The 17994-nt window shown below is 57.5% G+C and carries 16 protein-coding genes and 1 tRNA gene; 8 read left to right on the forward strand and 9 right to left on the reverse strand.

Annotation, left to right across the window (positions count from 1 at the left end; genetic code table 11):
* Window positions 1-13: 13 nt before the first annotated feature.
* Window positions 14-1093, forward strand: coding sequence for a zinc-binding dehydrogenase (locus ACTF5F_RS07610; RefSeq protein WP_438956275.1), 1080 nt, complete (start codon window positions 14-16; stop codon window positions 1091-1093).
* Here ACTF5F_RS07610 and ACTF5F_RS07615 read toward each other — a convergent pair.
* On the reverse strand, window positions 1090-1530 hold the full coding sequence (locus tag ACTF5F_RS07615) for a GNAT family N-acetyltransferase (protein ID WP_438956276.1): 441 nt from the start codon (window positions 1528-1530) through the stop codon (window positions 1090-1092). The two genes, ACTF5F_RS07610 and ACTF5F_RS07615, sit on opposite strands and share 4 nt — an antisense overlap.
* A gap of 36 nt (window positions 1531-1566) precedes the next feature.
* Between ACTF5F_RS07615 and ACTF5F_RS07620 the strand changes: the two genes are divergently transcribed.
* The gene (locus ACTF5F_RS07620; protein ID WP_438956277.1) at window positions 1567-2796 is read left to right on the forward strand and encodes a mandelate racemase/muconate lactonizing enzyme family protein; all 1230 of its coding nucleotides are present in this window, start codon (window positions 1567-1569) and stop codon (window positions 2794-2796) included.
* A gap of 240 nt (window positions 2797-3036) precedes the next feature.
* Here the strand turns inward: ACTF5F_RS07620 and ACTF5F_RS07625 are convergent.
* The 4 genes from ACTF5F_RS07625 to ACTF5F_RS07640 form a co-directional block, all read right to left on the reverse strand.
* A tRNA-Arg gene (locus ACTF5F_RS07625) sits at window positions 3037-3113 on the reverse strand.
* Between the two features lie 66 nt (window positions 3114-3179).
* Window positions 3180-3491 carry an ETC complex I subunit gene (locus ACTF5F_RS07630; RefSeq protein WP_438956278.1) on the reverse strand — a complete coding sequence of 104 codons (312 nt, stop codon included), beginning with the start codon at window positions 3489-3491 and terminating at the stop codon, window positions 3180-3182.
* Between the two features lie 56 nt (window positions 3492-3547).
* A complete protein-coding gene (locus tag ACTF5F_RS07635) occupies window positions 3548-4777 on the reverse strand; it encodes an aminopeptidase (RefSeq protein WP_438956279.1) in 1230 nt (409 codons plus the stop codon).
* Window positions 4778-4834: 57 nt separating this feature from the next.
* Window positions 4835-5461 carry a YdeI/OmpD-associated family protein gene (locus ACTF5F_RS07640; RefSeq protein ID WP_438956280.1) on the reverse strand — a complete coding sequence of 209 codons (627 nt, stop codon included), beginning with the start codon at window positions 5459-5461 and terminating at the stop codon, window positions 4835-4837.
* 128 nt (window positions 5462-5589) lie between these two features.
* Between ACTF5F_RS07640 and uvrB the strand changes: the two genes are divergently transcribed.
* The 3 genes from uvrB to ACTF5F_RS07655 are packed head-to-tail and all read left to right on the forward strand — an operon-like array spanning window position 5590 to window position 8689.
* The gene (gene uvrB / locus ACTF5F_RS07645; protein ID WP_438956281.1) at window positions 5590-7800 is read left to right on the forward strand and encodes an excinuclease ABC subunit UvrB; all 2211 of its coding nucleotides are present in this window, start codon (window positions 5590-5592) and stop codon (window positions 7798-7800) included.
* The gene (locus ACTF5F_RS07650; RefSeq protein ID WP_438956282.1) at window positions 7788-8219 is read left to right on the forward strand and encodes an excinuclease ABC subunit B; all 432 of its coding nucleotides are present in this window, start codon (window positions 7788-7790) and stop codon (window positions 8217-8219) included. Before uvrB ends, ACTF5F_RS07650 begins: the two co-directional genes overlap by 13 nt.
* Window positions 8216-8689: a HugZ family protein gene (locus ACTF5F_RS07655; protein ID WP_438956283.1), complete on the forward strand. Its 474-nt coding sequence runs from the start codon at window positions 8216-8218 to the stop codon at window positions 8687-8689. The genes ACTF5F_RS07650 and ACTF5F_RS07655 overlap by 4 nt, the downstream gene beginning before the upstream one ends.
* Here the strand turns inward: ACTF5F_RS07655 and ACTF5F_RS07660 are convergent.
* The 4 genes from ACTF5F_RS07660 to ACTF5F_RS07675 form a co-directional block, all read right to left on the reverse strand.
* Entirely contained in the window at window positions 8678-9196 is a 519-nt protein-coding gene (locus tag ACTF5F_RS07660; RefSeq protein WP_438956284.1) for an NYN domain-containing protein, read from the reverse strand. The genes ACTF5F_RS07655 and ACTF5F_RS07660 overlap by 12 nt on opposite strands.
* 86 nt (window positions 9197-9282) lie before the next feature.
* Complete coding sequence (locus ACTF5F_RS07665; RefSeq protein ID WP_438956285.1) at window positions 9283-10620, reverse strand: ABC transporter permease; 1338 nt, start codon at window positions 10618-10620, stop codon at window positions 9283-9285.
* The gene (locus ACTF5F_RS07670) at window positions 10617-11426 is read right to left on the reverse strand and encodes a taurine ABC transporter ATP-binding protein (RefSeq protein ID WP_438956286.1); all 810 of its coding nucleotides are present in this window, start codon (window positions 11424-11426) and stop codon (window positions 10617-10619) included. Before ACTF5F_RS07670 ends, ACTF5F_RS07665 begins: the two co-directional genes overlap by 4 nt.
* Before the next feature lie 105 nt (window positions 11427-11531).
* Window positions 11532-12539 carry a taurine ABC transporter substrate-binding protein gene (locus ACTF5F_RS07675; protein ID WP_438956287.1) on the reverse strand — a complete coding sequence of 336 codons (1008 nt, stop codon included), beginning with the start codon at window positions 12537-12539 and terminating at the stop codon, window positions 11532-11534.
* A gap of 449 nt (window positions 12540-12988) precedes the next feature.
* Here ACTF5F_RS07675 and ACTF5F_RS07680 point away from each other — a divergent pair, with 449 nt between their 5' ends.
* The 3 genes from ACTF5F_RS07680 to xsc all read left to right on the forward strand — a co-directional run bounded on the left by ACTF5F_RS07680 (window position 12989) and on the right by xsc (window position 17994).
* Window positions 12989-14374, forward strand: coding sequence for an aminotransferase family protein (locus tag ACTF5F_RS07680; protein WP_438956288.1), 1386 nt, complete (start codon window positions 12989-12991; stop codon window positions 14372-14374).
* Between the two features lie 187 nt (window positions 14375-14561).
* Window positions 14562-16034 carry a PLP-dependent aminotransferase family protein gene (locus tag ACTF5F_RS07685; RefSeq protein WP_438956289.1) on the forward strand — a complete coding sequence of 491 codons (1473 nt, stop codon included), beginning with the start codon at window positions 14562-14564 and terminating at the stop codon, window positions 16032-16034.
* Window positions 16035-16221: 187 nt separating this feature from the next.
* A complete protein-coding gene (gene xsc, locus ACTF5F_RS07690; RefSeq protein ID WP_438956290.1) occupies window positions 16222-17994 on the forward strand; it encodes a sulfoacetaldehyde acetyltransferase in 1773 nt (590 codons plus the stop codon).

The following is a 17994-nucleotide window of genomic DNA, read 5'->3' on the forward strand; positions in this document are numbered from 1 at the left end:
AAGAGGATTGTATATGACGAACGTGAAAGCCGCAGTGTGCAACGCCTTTGGTGCGCCGCTTGATATTGAAACTGTGCAGTTGCGCGCGCCCGTGAGTGGTGAGGTTCAGGTCACGCTGAAGGCCTGCGCGATTTGCCATTCTGACATCACGTTTATTGATGGCGGCTGGGGCGGCACTCTGCCTGCGGTCTATGGGCACGAAGCCGCCGGCCATGTGACCGCCGTTGGCGATCATGTGAGCGGCGTGGCTGTTGGGGATCCGGTTGTTGTGACGTTGATCCGTGCTTGCGGGACTTGTGCGCCTTGCGCCAGCGGCGCACCTGTGGCCTGTGAGACGGCCTTACCCGAAGTTGGACCTATTGCCAATGCGGATGGCGCGCCCTTGGTGCAAGCTATGAACTGCGGCGCGTTCGCTGAGAAGATCGTCGTGGATCAGAGCCAAGTGGTGAAGCTGCCTGTCGATATGGATTTGGTGACGGCGAGCGTGTTGGCCTGTGGCGTGATCACAGGTGTCGGCGCCGTGGTGAATGCCGCCAAACTGCGAGCGGGTCAGGATGTGGTTGTGATTGGCGCAGGGGGCGTCGGCCTTAACGCCATTCAAGGCGCGCGGATCGCGGGCGCACGGCGGATCGTGGCGGTGGATATGTCAAACGAAAAGCTGGCGATTGCGAAAGAGTTCGGCGCCACCGATGGTGTGTTGGCGACAGAAGACAAACCGTGGCGGGCAGCGAAGGCTGCGATGGGTCGCGGGGCGGATGCTGTGTTTGTGACTGTTGGCGCGATCCCTGCTTATGAGCAGGCGCCGCAATACCTCGCCTCCGGCGGGAAGGTCATCATGGTCGGGATGCCGCATTCGGGGGCTGAGGCAAAGTATGAACCTGTGATGCTGGCCGCGACAGGTCAGGGCATGGCCGGCTCGAAGATGGGCGATGTGGTCATCGCGCGGGATATTCCGTGGATGGTCGACCTTTATCGGCAAGGACGGCTCAAGCTGGATGAACTGGTGTCGCGGACGTGGCCGCTGGAAGAGATCAACGAAGCGATTGCCGATACCAAAACCGGATCAGCCAAGCGGAACGTGATCGTTTTCTAAGGCTCGCCACTGTCGCCCCAATCATAGACGACGATGTCGCCAATTTTCCGATCCTTAAGGCGTTGATAGAGCTTGCGGGCAGGGGTGTTCGCCACCTTTGTCGCGAGCCACGCGCCTTCGCAGCCGAGTGCGGTGCCTTTGGCGAGCAGATGTTCGGACAGTTTGGTCGCAATCCCTTGGCGTTGGTGGCTGTCGCGCGCGCGCACCTCCGACCCAAAGAGGATGGGCGCTTTGTCAGGGTGGTTGTTGATAACGGCGCTGGCCATGCCGACGGCATCCTCACCCTGCATCGCCAGAAACATCAGATGCCCCGGATCGTTCAGAAAGGTTTCCGCCTGATCGGGGCGGATCGGATTGTCAAAAAGCCCGTTGCGCACCGAGAAAAGCAGATCAAGATGATCTGGACCCAGCTCGAGGATCATGATTGGGTCGGGCATAACGGGCCTTTCTGGGTCAACGATGGATGTGATGCGATGAGACTTGCCGATCTTGAGATATTTGTCACGGCCCCGCCTGCCCCGGGATGGGGTGGCCGGTATTGGATCATCCCCAAGCTGACCACATCGGACGGGATCGTGGGCTATGGCGAATGCTATGCGACCTCTGTTGGGCCGGACGCGATGCAAGCCGTCATCAAGGATGTGTTTGAGCGGCATATGCTGGGCGAGAATCCCGAGGATATCGAGAAGATATTCCGTCGGGTCTATTCCTCTGGCTTCACGCAGCGGCCTGATCTCACTGTGATTGGCGCTTGGTCTGGGTTGGAGATTGCGTGCTGGGATATTTTAGGCAAAGCGCGGGGGCGGCCGGTTCACGCGTTGCTTGGTGGGCGGATGACGGACCGCGTGCGGGTCTATACATACCTTTATCCAGAAGCGCACCATCCCCTGCCCGATTTCTGGGCTGACCCCGCAATGGCGGCGGAGGCGGCGATTGCGCGGGTGAAGGATGGCTATACAGCGGTGAAGTTTGACCCTGCCGGACCCTATACGGTGCTTGGTGGGCACATGCCGTCAATGCATGACATCAGCCTGTCGGTGGCATTCTGCAAAGCGATACGTGAGGCCGTGGGCGATCAGGCTGATCTGCTTTTTGGCACGCATGGTCAATTTTCAACTGCGGGGGCGATTCGGTTGGGCACCGCCATCGAGCCCTATAACCCACTTTGGTACGAAGAGCCGATCCCACCCGACAATCCTGCGGAGATGGCCAAGGTCGCGGCGGCGGTGACGATCCCCGTGGCAACGGGAGAGCGGCTTTGCACCAAGGCCGAGTTTGCGCAGGTGCTGAAAAGCGGCGCTGCGAGCATCCTGCAGCCTGCGTTAGGACGCGCGGGCGGCGTATGGGAATGTAAGAAGATCGCGGCATTGGCAGAGGTGCACAATGCGCAGATCGCGCCTCATCTCTACGCAGGCCCCGTGGAATGGGCGGCAAACATCCATTTGGCAGCGTCGATCCCCAATACCCTGATGGCGGAGACGATCGAAACCGCGTTCCATGATGCATTGATTGGCGGCGCGATCCGCGTGGAGGGGGGATATGTCACCCCACCAAGCGAGCCGGGGCTGGGCATCAATTTCAACGAAGAGCTCGCCCGCGCGCATCCGTACACCGCCGACAGTCTGCATCTTGAGATGCAGCAGGACGCAATCGGCTATCACGGGGTGAATGTGTTCGAAGGTGGCGCACCTGTGAAAGACTAACACAAAGAGCACGTGAACCTTTGCCATCTTTACAAAGGAGATTGATGGGCAATCAGGTCAAGACCTCGGCATCCCGCTGGCGACGTAGGGGCAATCGGCACTGATCCGCATAAGGTTTGGAAACGGTGCGTATCGACAGGCAAAACAATGGTGGGAGGACGGGCAACAATGAACGCATAGCGGCCCAGTCTGATGCGGCAACCCGCACTAAAATTCCGACCACCCCATGTCAAAAGAAAGTGGCGGGCCCAGAAGGACTCGAACCCTCAACCTGCCGATTAGAAGTCGGCTGCTCTATCCAGTTGAGCTATGGGCCCGCTTCGAGCACGTATCGCGCGGGTCATGGTCTGATGGCAAGAGGAATGCGGCCGAGGCCAGAGAATTTAGTGGGTCCAAGCACCGCGGCGGTTGGTGGCAAAGTTTTCGCCATAGCCACCGGGACGGATGTTCGCCTTGCGCAGCTTGGGTTCGGTGACAGTCGCCATAATGCCATGCTCCTCCGCGTATTCGAGCGCGGCTTCCTTGCTGTCGAACGTCATCCGCACCTGACTTTGCGTGTCAGAGGAGCCGGTCCAGCCCATCAAAGGGTCAATCTCTCGCTTGCTTTCGCGGGCAAACTCCAAAACCCAAGACTTGGTCTTGGCTGTCCCCGAGGACATGGCAGTTTTCGCTGGCTTGTAGATGCGTGCGCGCATGGCTGACTCCCTTGGCTGTGGGTCTTATCTGAAAAACCCCGCCGCTGTGCAAGATATTATGCCCACTCTCCCGCGCGCATCACGGGCACAATCGTGCCGTCCTTTTTGATGCCGTCGATGTCCACCGCGTCAGAGCCCATCATCCAGTCGACATGGATCAGGCTTTGGTTGCCGCCAAGCTGCTGCAGCTCTTCTGGTTTCAACTCACTGCCGCCTTTGATCGTGTCGGCGTAGCATTGGCCAAGCGCGATGTGGCAGGAGGCGTTTTCGTCAAAAAGCGTATTGTAGAAAAGCGTCCCTGACTGACTGATGGGGGAGCAATGCGGGACGAGCGCGACTTCCCCGATCCGGCTCGCGCCGTCATCAGTTTTGAGGAGAGCATTCAGCACGTCCTCACCTTTTGTCGCGGTGGCTTCGACAATCTTACCTGCTTCAAAGCGCACCGCGATGTTTTCGATCACATTACCTTGGTGCGCGAGCGGTTTGGTGGCGGCGACGGTGCCTTCGACCTTGTAGGCGTGTGGGCAGGTGAACACTTCCTCCGTCGGGATGTTGGGTTGGCAGACCACGCCGTTAAGAGCGGGCGATGCGCCACCTTTCCAGATGTGCCCCTCGGCCAGTCCAAGGCGCAGGTCAGTGCCGGGGCCGGTGTAATGAAGCGCCTCGAAGTTCATGTCGTTGAGCCAATCGACCCGCACTTGCAGGTTTGCGGAGTGCTGTTCCCAGTTTTTAACCGGATCGTCGCCAGCGAGACGGGAGGCGTCATAGATCGCGTCCATCAACTTGCTCTGCGCCTCTTCAACGGGGAGGTCGGGATACACGCGGGAAGCCCATGCCGCACCAGGATAGGCCACGATATTCCAGTTCACTTCAAACCCGACAATGGGTTCCATCGCGGGTTTTGCGGCGATGGAGGTGGCTTTGGACGCACGGGCGACCTTTTCTGGGTCTTGTTCGGAGAGCAGCATCGGATCGTCGCCTGTGATCGCTATGCGGGCTGCACCGTCTTTGAACGCTTTACCCAGTCCCTCATAGAACCAGCCGGGCGCACGGTCAAAGCTGTGATCGTGGCCGTGTTCGTAGCGGGCGAGTGTGATCACTTCGTCATTGAAGAACGGCATGACGAGCCCCGCACCCGCTTTGTAGGCCTGCACGGTGATCCGCTGCACCAATTCCAGCGCCGCCATCGGCGCAGTGATGATCAAATCCTGACCGGGTTGCAGGTTCACACCTGTCCGAACGGCGACTTCGGCGAGACGGTCAAGTTTTTCGGGGTCAATACTCATGGCGGCGCTCCTGATGCTGTTGCGGTATAGCTACTCGCCCCGCGACGGAGGTCAACCTTAGCGTTCGAGCGCGCCTTTGCCTGCGATGATCTTGTCGCGGAATTTAAGGATGCGGGTGACGCGCGTGGCGCTTTGCTTGGCGCTGTTGAGGTTTAGGATATAGCTTTTCTGACGACCAGACGTGAGGGCGTGGAACGCCTCTGCCAGTTCGGGATCGGCGTCAAGGGCGCTGATGAGTTCTTCCGGCAGCTCCTGTTCCTCAACCACTTTGACGGGCTTGATGCCAGCATCGGCATAGCTGATCGCTTCGGCGAGGTATGCCAGGATAATGTCTTTCCGCGCGGCCACCTGCCCCACATCAGTGAAAGGGATCATGTCGGCCTGTTTCGCATTGACCCCTTGTTTTTCCAAGATGGCATGTGGGTCTTTCATGAGGGAGCTGTTGAAGAAGGTCAGCCGGAAGTCATTTCGAAACGCCCCGAAGATCGCGATGTTGCGGCCATTCCGCACGTAGGTCGGCTGGCCCAATTTGACCATCTCTTCCAGCCCCGCCGCCTGACAAATCGCCCTGAGTTGCAACAACCCATCGCGCCAGAGCGCGGCGGAGCAATCGGGCGTGTCAAAGCGGTCGCAGCGCCCGCAGCCTTTGGTGAAATAATCTTCGATGTTGCCGATCATGGGCATGGGGTGAGTGTATCAGGGGCAGATCGGAGGCTCCAGCACATGCGCTCCTGACACCTGCTGTCAGGAGAGGCTCTTGAACCTATGGGGAATAAGGCCAACTATATGGGTCTGCCCCCAAGGAGTCTGTCATGGCCTACTCCCATTCCGACAAACGCGAACTTGAAGATGCTGCCTATCTGTCGAACCCCGCGCCGAATGTGCGTGAGCGGGAGAAGATGGAGGGCGGCTTCGCCTTTAAGATGGTGACGGAGTTTCAGCCTGCAGGGGATCAGCCAACGGCCATCAAGGAGCTGGCCGACGGCGTGAATGATGGGGAACGGGATCAAGTGCTCTTGGGCGCGACGGGCACTGGTAAGACCTTCACCATGGCGAAGGTCATCGAGGAGACGCAGCGCCCTGCGATCATTCTGGCCCCGAACAAGACGCTCGCCGCGCAGCTTTATGGGGAGTTCAAGGGCTTCTTCCCTGACAACGCGGTCGAGTATTTCGTCAGTTACTACGACTACTACCAGCCCGAAGCCTATGTCGCGCGGTCCGACACCTACATCGAGAAAGAGAGCCAGATCAACGAACAGATCGACCGGATGCGCCATTCGGCGACGCGGGCGCTGTTGGAGCGAGATGATGTGATCATCGTTGCCTCCGTCTCTTGCATCTATGGTATCGGGTCGGTGGAGACCTATGGCGCGATGACGCAGGATATTCATGCGGGCAGGATGTATGACCAGCGCAAGATCATGGCTGACCTTATCGCGCAGCAGTACCGCCGCAACGATCAGGCGTTCCAGCGCGGCACGTTCCGGGTGCGTGGCGACAGTTTGGAGATTTGGCCCGCCCACCTTGATGATCGGGCGTGGAAGCTATCGTTCTTTGGCGAAGAGCTTGAGACGATCACAGAGTTTGACCCGCTGACCGGTGAAAAGACAGACACGTTTGAGAAGGTGCGTGTCTACGCGAACTCTCACTATGTGACGCCCAAACCGACGATGCAGCAGGCGATTATCGGCATCAAGAAAGAGCTGAAGATCAGGCTCGACCAGCTGGTGAAGGAGGGCAAGTTGCTGGAGGCGCAGCGGTTGGAGCAGCGCACGAACTTTGACCTTGAGATGTTGGAAGCGACGGGCGTTTGCAACGGGATTGAGAACTATTCGCGCTATCTAACAGGCCGCGCTCCGGGGGAGCCGCCCCCCACCCTGTTTGAGTTCATTCCCGACAACGCGATTGTGTTTGCCGATGAAAGCCACGTGTCGGTGCCGCAGATCGGCGGGATGTATAAGGGCGACTATCGCCGCAAGTTCACACTGGCCGAGCATGGCTTCCGCCTGCCGTCTTGCATGGACAACCGCCCACTGAAATTTGAAGAGTGGGACGCGATGCGCCCACAGTCTGTTTATGTCTCCGCCACGCCCGCTGCGTGGGAGTTGGAGCAGGCCGGCGGCGTCTTTACTGAACAGATCATTCGTCCAACGGGGCTTTTGGACCCTGAGGTGGAAATCCGTCCAGTGGAGATGCAGGTCGATGACCTATTGGATGAGGTCCGCAAGGTGGCCGCTGATGGGTTCCGTTCGTTGGTGACGACACTGACCAAGCGGATGGCCGAAGATCTGACCGAATATATGCACGAACAGGGTATTCGGGTGCGCTACATGCACTCTGACATCGACACGATTGAGCGGATCGAGATCCTGCGCGACCTGCGGCTTGGCGCGTTTGATGTGCTGATTGGCATTAACCTGCTGCGCGAAGGTTTAGATATTCCCGAGTGTGGATTGGTGGCCATTTTGGACGCTGACAAGGAGGGGTTCCTGCGGTCGGAGACGTCACTCGTCCAGACCATCGGTCGTGCAGCGCGGAACGCAGACGGGCGCGTCATCATGTACGCCGACCGGATTACAGGCTCGATGGAGCGTGCGCTGAAGGAAACCGAACGCCGCCGCACCAAGCAAATGGCCTATAACGAAGCGCATGGCATCACGCCGGAGACGGTGAAGAAGAACGTCGAAGATATTTTGGCCGGTCTTTACAAAGGCGACACCGATCAGGCGCGTGTCACGACCAAGGTTGAGAAGCCGGGACAGAACATGCAGGCGGTATTGGATGGTTTGCGGGCCGATATGCGCAAGGCGGCTGAGAACCTGGAATTTGAAGAGGCGGCCCGCCTCCGCGACGAAGTGAAGCGGTTGGAAACGGTCGAGTTGACTATTGCCGATGACCCACTTGCCCGCCAATATGCAGTGGACAAAGCGGTTGAGGACGCCAAGGCAGCCTCTGGCCGCAGCACGATGGGACGTGGTGGCATGCGTGGCGGTGTGAAGCGAAAGAAGAAATGGCAAGGCTAGCAGCGCTGTTTGCTCTGATTGCGACACCTGTTGGCGCGTGGGAGTTCCACGCCGATCCAATTTGCACGATCGAACATCAAAACTCGGGCGGTCAGGTCACGGTCACCTTTGACCCGTTGAGCCGTCTTTACGGGATTGATCTCACCTTGGCAGAGGGGCAATGGCCCGGAGCGCCCACGTTCGGGATCCTGTTTGCGGGTGGCAATCAAATCCAGATCGGCACCGACCGCCATCAACTGTTGGAAGACGGCGCCACCTTGCGGGTGACAAACAAAGGGTTTGGCAATCTGCTTGATGGGTTGGAGTTCAATCTGCGCGCCTTTGCCAAGACCGGCGGTCAAATCTTTGTCTTTGAGCTGATGGAAGCCGCCCCTGCTGTACAAGCCTTTCGCGATTGTGGGACGACGCTGTCGTCGTGACCGACAAGATTAACCCAATCCAACCGACTGATGATGACGCGCGCGCCTTGATACGTTGGTTGCTGGCGGAGGCACGGTTTGGCGCTTTGGCCGTGCGGCATCCTGAGACGGGCGCACCCTATGTGTCGCGCAGTGCGACCGTGGCATTGGACGGGGCGCCGCATCTACTGATCTCAACCCTGTCGCTGCACACCAAGGCGCTGATGGCGGATCCACAGTGTTCAATGCTGCTGGGGGAGCCGGGCAACAAAGGTGATCCCCTGACCCACCCGCGCATGACGGTGATGGGATGTGCCGAGTTGGCTGATAAAGCTGCGTTGAAAGAGGCGTGGTTGGCAGCGATCCCGAAGGCGAAGCTTTACTATGATTTCACCGACTTCCAGATGTGGCGGATCACGCCAGAAACCATTCATCTAAACGGGGGATTTGGGAAGGCGTTCGAGTTAACGCCGGACGATCTAAAGGGCTGACATTTTTAGGGCGCCTTTTATGAAGCTGCCGCGCACCAGCCTGCCCCGTTTCTTGATCCAACGGTGCTTAACGAACCAATCGCGGAAACGGTCGTTGGAGACTACCCGAAGCTCATGTTCGGATGCAAAGCTGAGAATGGCCTCATCCGCTATCTGCCCTTTTGAGACGACCAAAACTTGCTTGGCGGGAAGTCCGATGAGATTCGCCATCGGAGCATCATCAAGGTAGCGGTCTGACAGTTTGTAACCAACGTTGGCGTCGAAAATGACGTAAGGCTTAAGATCACGGTCGATCAGGTGTTGGACGGCGCGTTTGCGAACCTTCACCGATGGATCGCCGCCCCAGTGCATGACATTCGACCCATCAACGACAATCGCGTTTGAGGGAACAGTTTCGCGCGGACCAAAGATCTTGCGGAGCAACAGTCCCAGAGCACAGATGACGGCAGCCAAACCGAAAGCAGCGATGAGCCCGATGAGAAGCCAGTCAGTGGTTGAAAATTCCATATACACGCCTTAGTTGCGCACCCCCTTAGGGACAACAAAAAAGGCGCGGAAAACTCCGCGCCTTTTCGTCGAAATTTATCTTGGGATCAGCCTTTACCCTTCCACGGCACCAGCCATTTTTCAAGCTGGCGCATCAGCATGTCGATGCTGAAGCCGATGATGCCGATCAGGATGATGCCCATGATGACGATGTCGGTGTTCTGGAACTTGGACGCGGTCATGATCATCATCCCGGCACCCTTTTGCGCTGCGACCAGTTCGGCGGCCACAACGGTGCCCCAGCAGACCCCCATCGCCACGCGCGCGGCGGTGAAAATCTCCGGCAGGGAGTTTGGAATGATGACGTGGCGCATGATCTGCCACTTGCTTGCGCCTAAGGAATAGGCCGCGTGGACCTTTGAAATCCGCACACCGGAAACGCCGGACCGTGCGCCGATAGCCATTATCCAGAGGGCAGCGAGGAAGAGCAGTATGATCTTTCCTTCTTCCCCAATACCGGCCCAGATGATGACCAGCGGGATCAGGGCGAGCGGTGGCACGGGGCGCATAAATTCCACGATTGGATCAAACCAGCCACGGAACCAGTCAGAGAGGCCCATTGCGTAACCAAGCGGGATGCCGACCAGAGCGCCAAGCAGGAAGCCGACGACAACGCGGAAGAGCGAGTAGCCAAGGTGTTGTGCCAGCGTGAAATTGCGGAATCCTTCGGTCGCGATTTCCGTCAGGCGTTCCCAAACACGTTCTGGGGATGGGAGCCAGATCGGCTCCATCTGCCAGCCGGTAGAGGGAACGATATTGAGCGTGCCTTTCTGGGACATGTTGACCTGGCCAAACTCAGTCGGGACGCTACCACCGGGTTCAATCGGCATGCCGTTGACAGCGGAAACGATGGCCCCGTCGTCGCGAGTGATTTCATCATTGCGGTCCACGCGCAGAAGTTCGGTGCGGTAGGCGGTGATGGCGATGCTGTCGTTCTTGGCAAACCCGTCGCCCGGTTCAACCTCTGGCGCGGTCACGTCTTGGCCGGTTTGGAAGACGAGGACGGTGACCTCTGCATCGTCGCTTTGGCCGTTTGCGGTGGCGGTGGCGGTGTAGGTGAATGACCCCTCCCCCGTGAACGCGCCGGGCATATGCAGGAAGCCAGGCAGGAGTTTTGAGCCTGTGAATGCGCCCCAGAGGACAAAGATCAACAGGATCGAAACGACGGAAGCGACGGTGTTTGAAGACACCGCACTTTCATCGCCGAAGGTCACGGTCTTAAGGGAGCCATAGTCCTTCTTTGGCGTCAGGGCCCGCTTGACCAAGTTCCAGGTGAACAGGCAGAGCAGTATAAGAAGTACGTAGCCCAGAATGTAAGGGATCGCTGCCAGAAGTGTTGCGAAGACGGCGAAGAGTTCGCCGAAGAGTTCACCGAAAATGTTCATGCCCCTACTCCTTCGGTACGACCCATGATTTCTTCTTCCATATCCCAAATCATGCCGAGGATTTCCTCGCGCACCTCATTGAAACGTGGGTCTTTCTTGACCTCGCGGAGGTCTTGGCCGACACCCATGTCAGCGAAAGGAAGGTTGTATTCTTTGTGGATGCGGCCGGGGCGCGGGGCCATCACGATGAGGCGTTCGCCCAACAGCAAGGCTTCTTCCACTGAGTGGGTGATCAGGATGATCGTCTTGCCGGTTTCTTTCCAGAGTTTCAGAACCAGACCCTGCATCTTTTCGCGGGTTAGCGCGTCGAGCGCGCCAAGCGGTTCATCCATCAGGATGACGTCTGGATCGTTGGCAAGGCAGCGAGCCAAGGCGACACGCTGCTGCATACCGCCGGAGAGTTCGTAGATCGCCTTTTCCTTGAAGTCCTGCAGGCCGACGATGTCGAGAAGGTGGTCAACTTCCACCGAATATTCCGACGCTTTCTGGCCTTTCATCCGTGGGCCAAAGCTGACGTTGTCACGCACGCTCATCCATTCGAAGAGCGCGCCCTGCTGGAACACCATGCCGCGTTCTTTGCCTGGCCCTTCGACCGTCGCGCCGTTCAGTTCGATGTTGCCTTCGGTTGGGGCGAGAAAACCAGCAACAATGTTGAGAAGCGTGGTCTTACCGCAGCCAGACGGGCCGAGGACGGACAAGAGCTCCCCCGCTTTGAGGTTCAATGATACGTCTTTGAGCGCCTGAACGGAGGACCCGTTCGGCAAATCGAACCGCATCGAGATACTGTTGATATTAAGTCCCGACATTCCCTACCCCGTTCTATATTCGAGAAAACGCCGTCGGTTGGTGCGCTTGCCGGAATATAGAGGCTGATTGTGGGGCACGGTCGAACCGCGCCCCACAGATCATTCTTACATGGAGCTGACAGACATCAGCGCGTCTTTGGAGATCGCACCTTCGTAGCTGTCGAGCGCGGATGGGATGGAGCCTGCACCCACGAAGACGTCTGCAACGCCTTTCATGAATGTCGCAGCGTTGCCGCCCAACCACGCTTCGGACAACTGGTCTTCAACAGTTGGGAACACGAATGTTGCCATTGTTTCAGCTGTCGCATCTTCGTCCATACCAGCGTCTTTTGCGATCACTGGCAGCATTTCAGCCTGCATGTCGCCTGCGTTCCACATCTCGTTCGATTTCGCTGTGACTTCAGCAAACTTTGCGACGAGCTCTGGGTTTTCAGCGACGAAGGATGCTGGTGCAGTTGTCGCGTCGAACACGAGGATGCCGAGCGCTTCTTTCTCTGCACCTGTCAGAAGAACGTTGCCGTGCTCCTTCATGCGGCGCAGCGCACCACCCCAACCACAGGACATGTCAACCTGACCCTGTGCGATCGCAGCAGCGCCGTCAGCAGGGGCCATGTCAACGATTTCCATGGAGGAGATATCGACACCGAAGTGGTTCATCTGGGACAGAAAGCCGTAGTGGGCAGCTGTGCCGAGTGGAACAGCGACTTTCTTACCAGCCAGTTCGCCAGCGGAGTCCTTATCGATTTCGAGGCCGGATGCGACAACGCAGTTGTCGTTGTCAGCGTAGGACACAGCAACGTCGATGATCTGAAGGTCCTGACCTGCGGATGTTGCGACCACGAATGGTGGGATACCCTGAGAGACGGAGATCTGAACATCGCCAGATGCCATCGCTGCAGACATCGCAGTGCCTGTGTCGAAGGAGACCCAGTTGATGTCGACGCCCAGCGCCTCTTCATACATCTCGTTCACTTTTGCGAACTGGAACGGCATTGGCCATTCGAGGAAGTACGCAACGGTGATTTCGCCGTGGCCTGCAGCCATTGCGGACTGACCGCCAGCCAGCAACGCCGCGCCAGCAACAGCACCCATCAGTGTGTTCTTGAGTTTCATTCATATTCTCCCTTGTGATGTCTCGGCTTGTCCGAGATCGTCGGTAAGTCATTACGACCGCCTGAACGAAAACGAGCTAAACACAGGCCATGCCATTCGGCTAGCCCCTGTTGCGTCGGGGTCGTCAAATTTCCGACATTATCGAAAACTCTGAGCGGTCTGCTTAATTTTGCACCGATTTCAGACCCTTGCGTCAACATGTAGCTGCTAAAAGGGTTATGGTTTTCCGACGCCTTGGGTGGGTTCAGAATGTGAAATTCTGCCTTAAAGCCATTGAAATCAGAATGTTAGAGCAATTCTGGCATGGGTTCGACCTGCAATCTGGTATTATTTTTAGTGAGTATCTGGCCCTATTTCAGTAGCAAACGTAAGGATCAAATATCGTATCAACGTTTGCCGAGCCCAAAGGATTCGATTGGGCGGCTGATTTCTGAACATGGAGAGGCTTCATGGACCTAAACAACTTCACGAATGATCCAGAAGCGATCGTCGAGGCCGACCGCGCCCACGTTTGGCATCACCTGAGCCAGCACAAACCATACGACATGGGTGTCGATCCCCGCATCATCGTTGAGGGCAAGGGCATGCGCCTTTGGGACATCAAGGGCAAAGAGCATATCGACTCCGTCTCTGGTGGTGTTTGGACCGTGAACATCGGCTATGGTCGGGAGCGGATGGGCAAGGCGATTGCCGATGCAGTGACTAAGATGTGCTTCTTCGGCGGCTCTTTGGGCACGATCCCCGGTGCGCGTTTTTCTGAGATGCTGACCGAGAAAATGCCAGGGCTGGACCGTGTGTATTACGCCAACTCCGGCTCTGAGGCGAATGAGAAAGCGTTCAAGATGGTCCGCCAGATCAGCCACAAGCACTACGGCGGCAAGAAGAACAAGATTCTTTACCGTGAACGCGACTACCACGGCTCCACCATAGCGACGATGTCGGCGGGTGGTCAGGACGAGCGCAACGCACAGTTTGGTCCATTCACACCGGGGTTCGTGCGGGTGCCGCACTGCCTCGAATACCGCGCGCAGGACGAATATGCGGGCGACAGCTATGGCGTGAAAGCAGCCGAAGCGATTGAAGAGGTCATTCTGCGCGAAGGCCCAGACACGGTTGGCGCGCTTTGCCTTGAGCCGATCACCGCAGGTGGTGGCGTGATTGTTCCGCCAAAAGGCTATTGGGAGAAGGTGCAGGAGATCTGCAAAAAGTACAACATCCTGCTTCACATCGACGAGGTTGTCTGTGGCTTGGGGCGGACCGGCACATGGTTCGGCTATCAGCACTTCGGCATCCAGCCGGATATCGTGACGATGGCAAAGGGTGTCGCCTCTGGCTATGCCGCAATTTCCTGTTGCGTCACCACGAATGAGGTGTTCGACAAGTTCAAGGACGACACCGACAAGCTTGGCTTCTTCCGTGATATTTCGACCTTTGGCGGCTGCACTGGCGGTCCGGCTGCGGCGATTGAGAACATGAAGATCATCGAGGAAGAAGATCTGCTGGGCAATTCCGTCACGGTCGGTGCCCACCTGAAAGCGCAGCTGGAAGCGCTGTCGGAGAAGCACGCTGTGATTGGTCAGGTCCGGGGCAAAGGTTTGTTTGCCGGCGCGGAACTGGTTGCGGATCGCGGCACGAAAGAGCCGGTGGATGAGAAGAAGGTCATGGCCGTTGTGGCGGATTGTATGCAGCAGGGCGTCATCATCGGCGCGACCAACCGGTCGCTTCCGGGCTACAACAACACCCTACTCTTCGCGCCCCCGCTGATCGCCACAACCGACGACATCGACGCTGTCGTAGACGCTGTTGACCAAGCTCTGACCCGCGTTTTGGGGTAGGATCACTTATTGGAACGAAGGGCACACGGTCAAAAGTCTTGTGCCCTTTTTTTGTTGGACTTTCGTATTTTTGGCGCCTTTCGAGACGTTCGGGATATGTTAATTTAGGATGTATCAATCCTGAATTCCCAAGCATTTGGGGCTTCTGCAAATTGACTCCGCCATGTTGCCCCACCAAGGTCCGCGCATGGCGATCTCGATCGAGACATTTTTTATTGATCCCAATGGGGAAGGCACGCTTCAGGCGCGTATTCAACAGATGGTTGCACAGGGCATTCTGGCCGGTCGGTTTAGGCCGGGGGAGAAGTTGCCATCGTCTAGATCAATGGCGAAGCATCTGGGGGTTAGCCGGATCACGGTCACGCTGGCTTATACCGAGTTGGTTGCTGATGATTATCTAATGTCGCGGGGGCGGTCGGGGTTTTATGTCTCCGACAATGCACCCGATCCACCCGCTTTTCCGGCGCAGCGGGCTTCTGCAACGACTGTTGATTGGACGCGGGCCATCGGGCAGCGATTTTCGCCCGCCTTGGGGATGAATAAACCGAGCAATTGGGCGGAGTACGAATACCCGTTCATCTATGGTCAGACGGACCCAGAGCTGTTTGACGGCGCGAACTGGCGAATGTGTGCCCTACAAGCCTTGGGCAAGCGGGATTTCTCATCGCTGACGTCTGACTATTTCGACGGCGACGATCCGCAGTTGATCGAGTTTATTGCACGCCAGACCCTGCCCCGTCGCGGCATCCTCGCCAGCCCCGATGAAATCCTTGTCACAATGGGGGCGCAGAACGCGCTTTGGCTCACAGCGCAAGTTTTGCTGACCCAGCGACGCTTGGCCGCGATTGAGGATCCTTGCTACCCCGCGCTGCGGTCGATTCTGTTGCAGTCGCGCTGTCAGCTGGCGACGGTGCCAGTGGATGGCGAAGGGTTGAAGTTGGACGAGTTGCCGTCGGAGACGGACGTTGTCTTTACCACGCCCAGCCACCAATGCCCTACCACCGCCACGATGCCGATGTCACGCAGACAGGCGCTGTTGGGGCGGGCGAAGGCGGATGATTTCCTTGTCGTTGAAGACGACTATGAATTTGAGATGGCGTTTCTGAAATCGCCGTCGCCGTCGCTCAAATCGTTGGACCGTGACGGTCGGGTGATTTACGTCGGCTCCTTCTCTAAATCTCTCTTCCCTGGCCTGCGACTTGGCTATCTGGTTGGGCCCGCGCCATTCATCCGCGAAGCGCGCGCCCTGCGTGCATCGGTCCTTCGGCACGCGCCAGGGCATACGCAGCGCACAGTGAGCTATTTCCTGTCACTGGGGCATTATGATGCGTTGGTCCGGCGAATGGCGCGGACCTATCACAAGCGACGGCAGGTCTTGGACTCTGCGCTCAACGATATAGACATCAAAGTCGCCGGAAAGGGAGCTTATGGCGGATCATCAGTCTGGGTGGAGGCACCACACGGCGTGGACACAGGCGTGCTCGCAAAGAATTTGCAACAAGATGGTGTGCTGATTGAGCCCGGTTCACCCTTTTTCGCAGACCAAGACCCGCCTCGGCAGTTCTTCAGACTTGCCTACTCTTCAATCCCCACCGAACGGATTGCAAAAGGCGTGAAGTTGATCCGCAAGAGAATCGACGCAGAACTTGCGAAAACGTAGGGCGGATAGGGACGAATGAGCCACAAAACCCCTGCAATTTTGCAAAAAAATGAGACCGAAAGTACTAAATTGGACCTAGCGCAGCTTTCGAATTGGACCTACTGTTACCCTCAAGTGCTCACTATTTTATCGACAACGAAATCGCTGCCGATTTAGGCGGCGATAATTCTTTTGGAGAGGACAGCCCATGAAAATGACCACCGAAGAGGCCTTCGTAAAAACGCTACAGGCTAATGGCATTCGCCATGCCTTTGGGATCATCGGCTCCGCCATGATGCCAATTTCGGATATCTTCCCTGCTGCTGGCATCAAGTTCTGGGACTGTGCGCACGAAGGGTCCGCAGGCTTTATGTCTGACGGATACACCCGCGCGACGGGTGAGATGTCGATGATGATCGCGCAGAACGGCCCGGGCATTACCAACTTCGTCACTGCTGTGAAAACTGCCTATTGGAACCACACACCGCTGCTGCTGGTCACACCGCAGGCGGCGAACAAAACCATTGGACAGGGTGGCTTCCAAGAAGTTGAGCAGATGAAGCTTTTCGAAGATATGGTGGCTTATCAGGAAGAGGTGCGTGACCCCTCCCGTGTTTGCGAGGTTCTGGCGCGCGTTATCTCCAAAGCGCACCGTTTGTCGGGCCCAGCGCAGATCAACATCCCACGTGATTTCTGGACACAAGTGATCGACGTTGAGACCCCAGAGCCAATTTCATTCGAAGTCTCCCCCGGTGGTGAAAACTCCGTCGCGGAAGCAGCAAAACTGATGTCCGAGGCAAAGTTTCCAGTGATCCTGAACGGCGCTGGTGTGGTTTTGTCCGAAGGCGGCATTGATGCCTCAAAAGCATTGGCCGAAGCGCTAGATGCGCCCGTGTGTGTTGGCTATCAGCACAATGATGCCTTCCCCGGCTCGCACCCGCTGTTTGCAGGGCCGTTGGGCTATAACGGATCGAAAGCTGGGATGGAGCTGATTGCGAAGGCTGACGTTGTGTTGGCACTTGGCACGCGGTTGAACCCATTCTCCACCCTCCCAGGCTATGGCATCGACTATTGGCCGACAGATGCGAAGATTATTCAGGTCGACATCAACCCTGACCGGATCGGTCTGACCAAGAAGGTCAGTGTTGGTATCGTGGGTGATGCGGCGAAGGTCGCCAAGGGCATCACCGCACAACTGGCCGATGGCGCTGGCGAAGCAGGTCGTGAAGAACGCAAGAACCTGATCGCCGACACCAAATCCAAGTGGAAGCAAGAGCTGTCATCGATGGATCACGAGGATGACGATCCGGGCACAACTTGGAATGAGCGGGCGCGGGCAGCCAAGCCGGATTGGATGTCGCCGCGGATGGCATGGCGAGCGATCCAAGCGGCGCTGCCACGTGAGGCGATCATTTCCTCTGACATCGGCAACAACTGTGCGATCGGCAATGCCTACCCTGACTTTGATGAAGGTCGGAAGTATCTGGCACCGGGTCTCTTCGGTCCGTGTGGCTACGGCCTGCCATCCATCGTGGGTGCAAAGATCGGTCAGCCGGACGTCCCAGTTGTAGGCTTCGCAGGTGATGGTGCCTTTGGCATCGCGGTGAACGAACTGACCGCCATCGGGCGCGGCGATTGGCCTGCGATCACGCAGATCGTCTTCCGCAACTACCAGTGGGGCGCGGAAAAGCGGAACTCCACCTTGTGGTTCGATGACAACTTCGTCGGGACCGAGCTGGACACAGAAGTGTCTTACGCTGGCATCGCGCAGGCCTGTGGTCTGAAAGGTGTTGTGGCCCGCACAATGGACGAACTGACGGAGGTGCTGAACACAGCAATCAAAGATCAGATGGAAAACAACAAGACCACATTGATTGAAGTCATGTTGAACCAAGAACTTGGCGAACCTTTCCGCCGCGACGCGATGAAGAAACCTGTGCGCGTTGCCGGTGTGGATGCTGCTGATATGGCGGCCGAGTAG

It is taken from the genome of Cognatiyoonia sp. (assembly GCF_965661665.1).
Lineage (GTDB): Bacteria > Pseudomonadota > Alphaproteobacteria > Rhodobacterales > Rhodobacteraceae > Cognatiyoonia.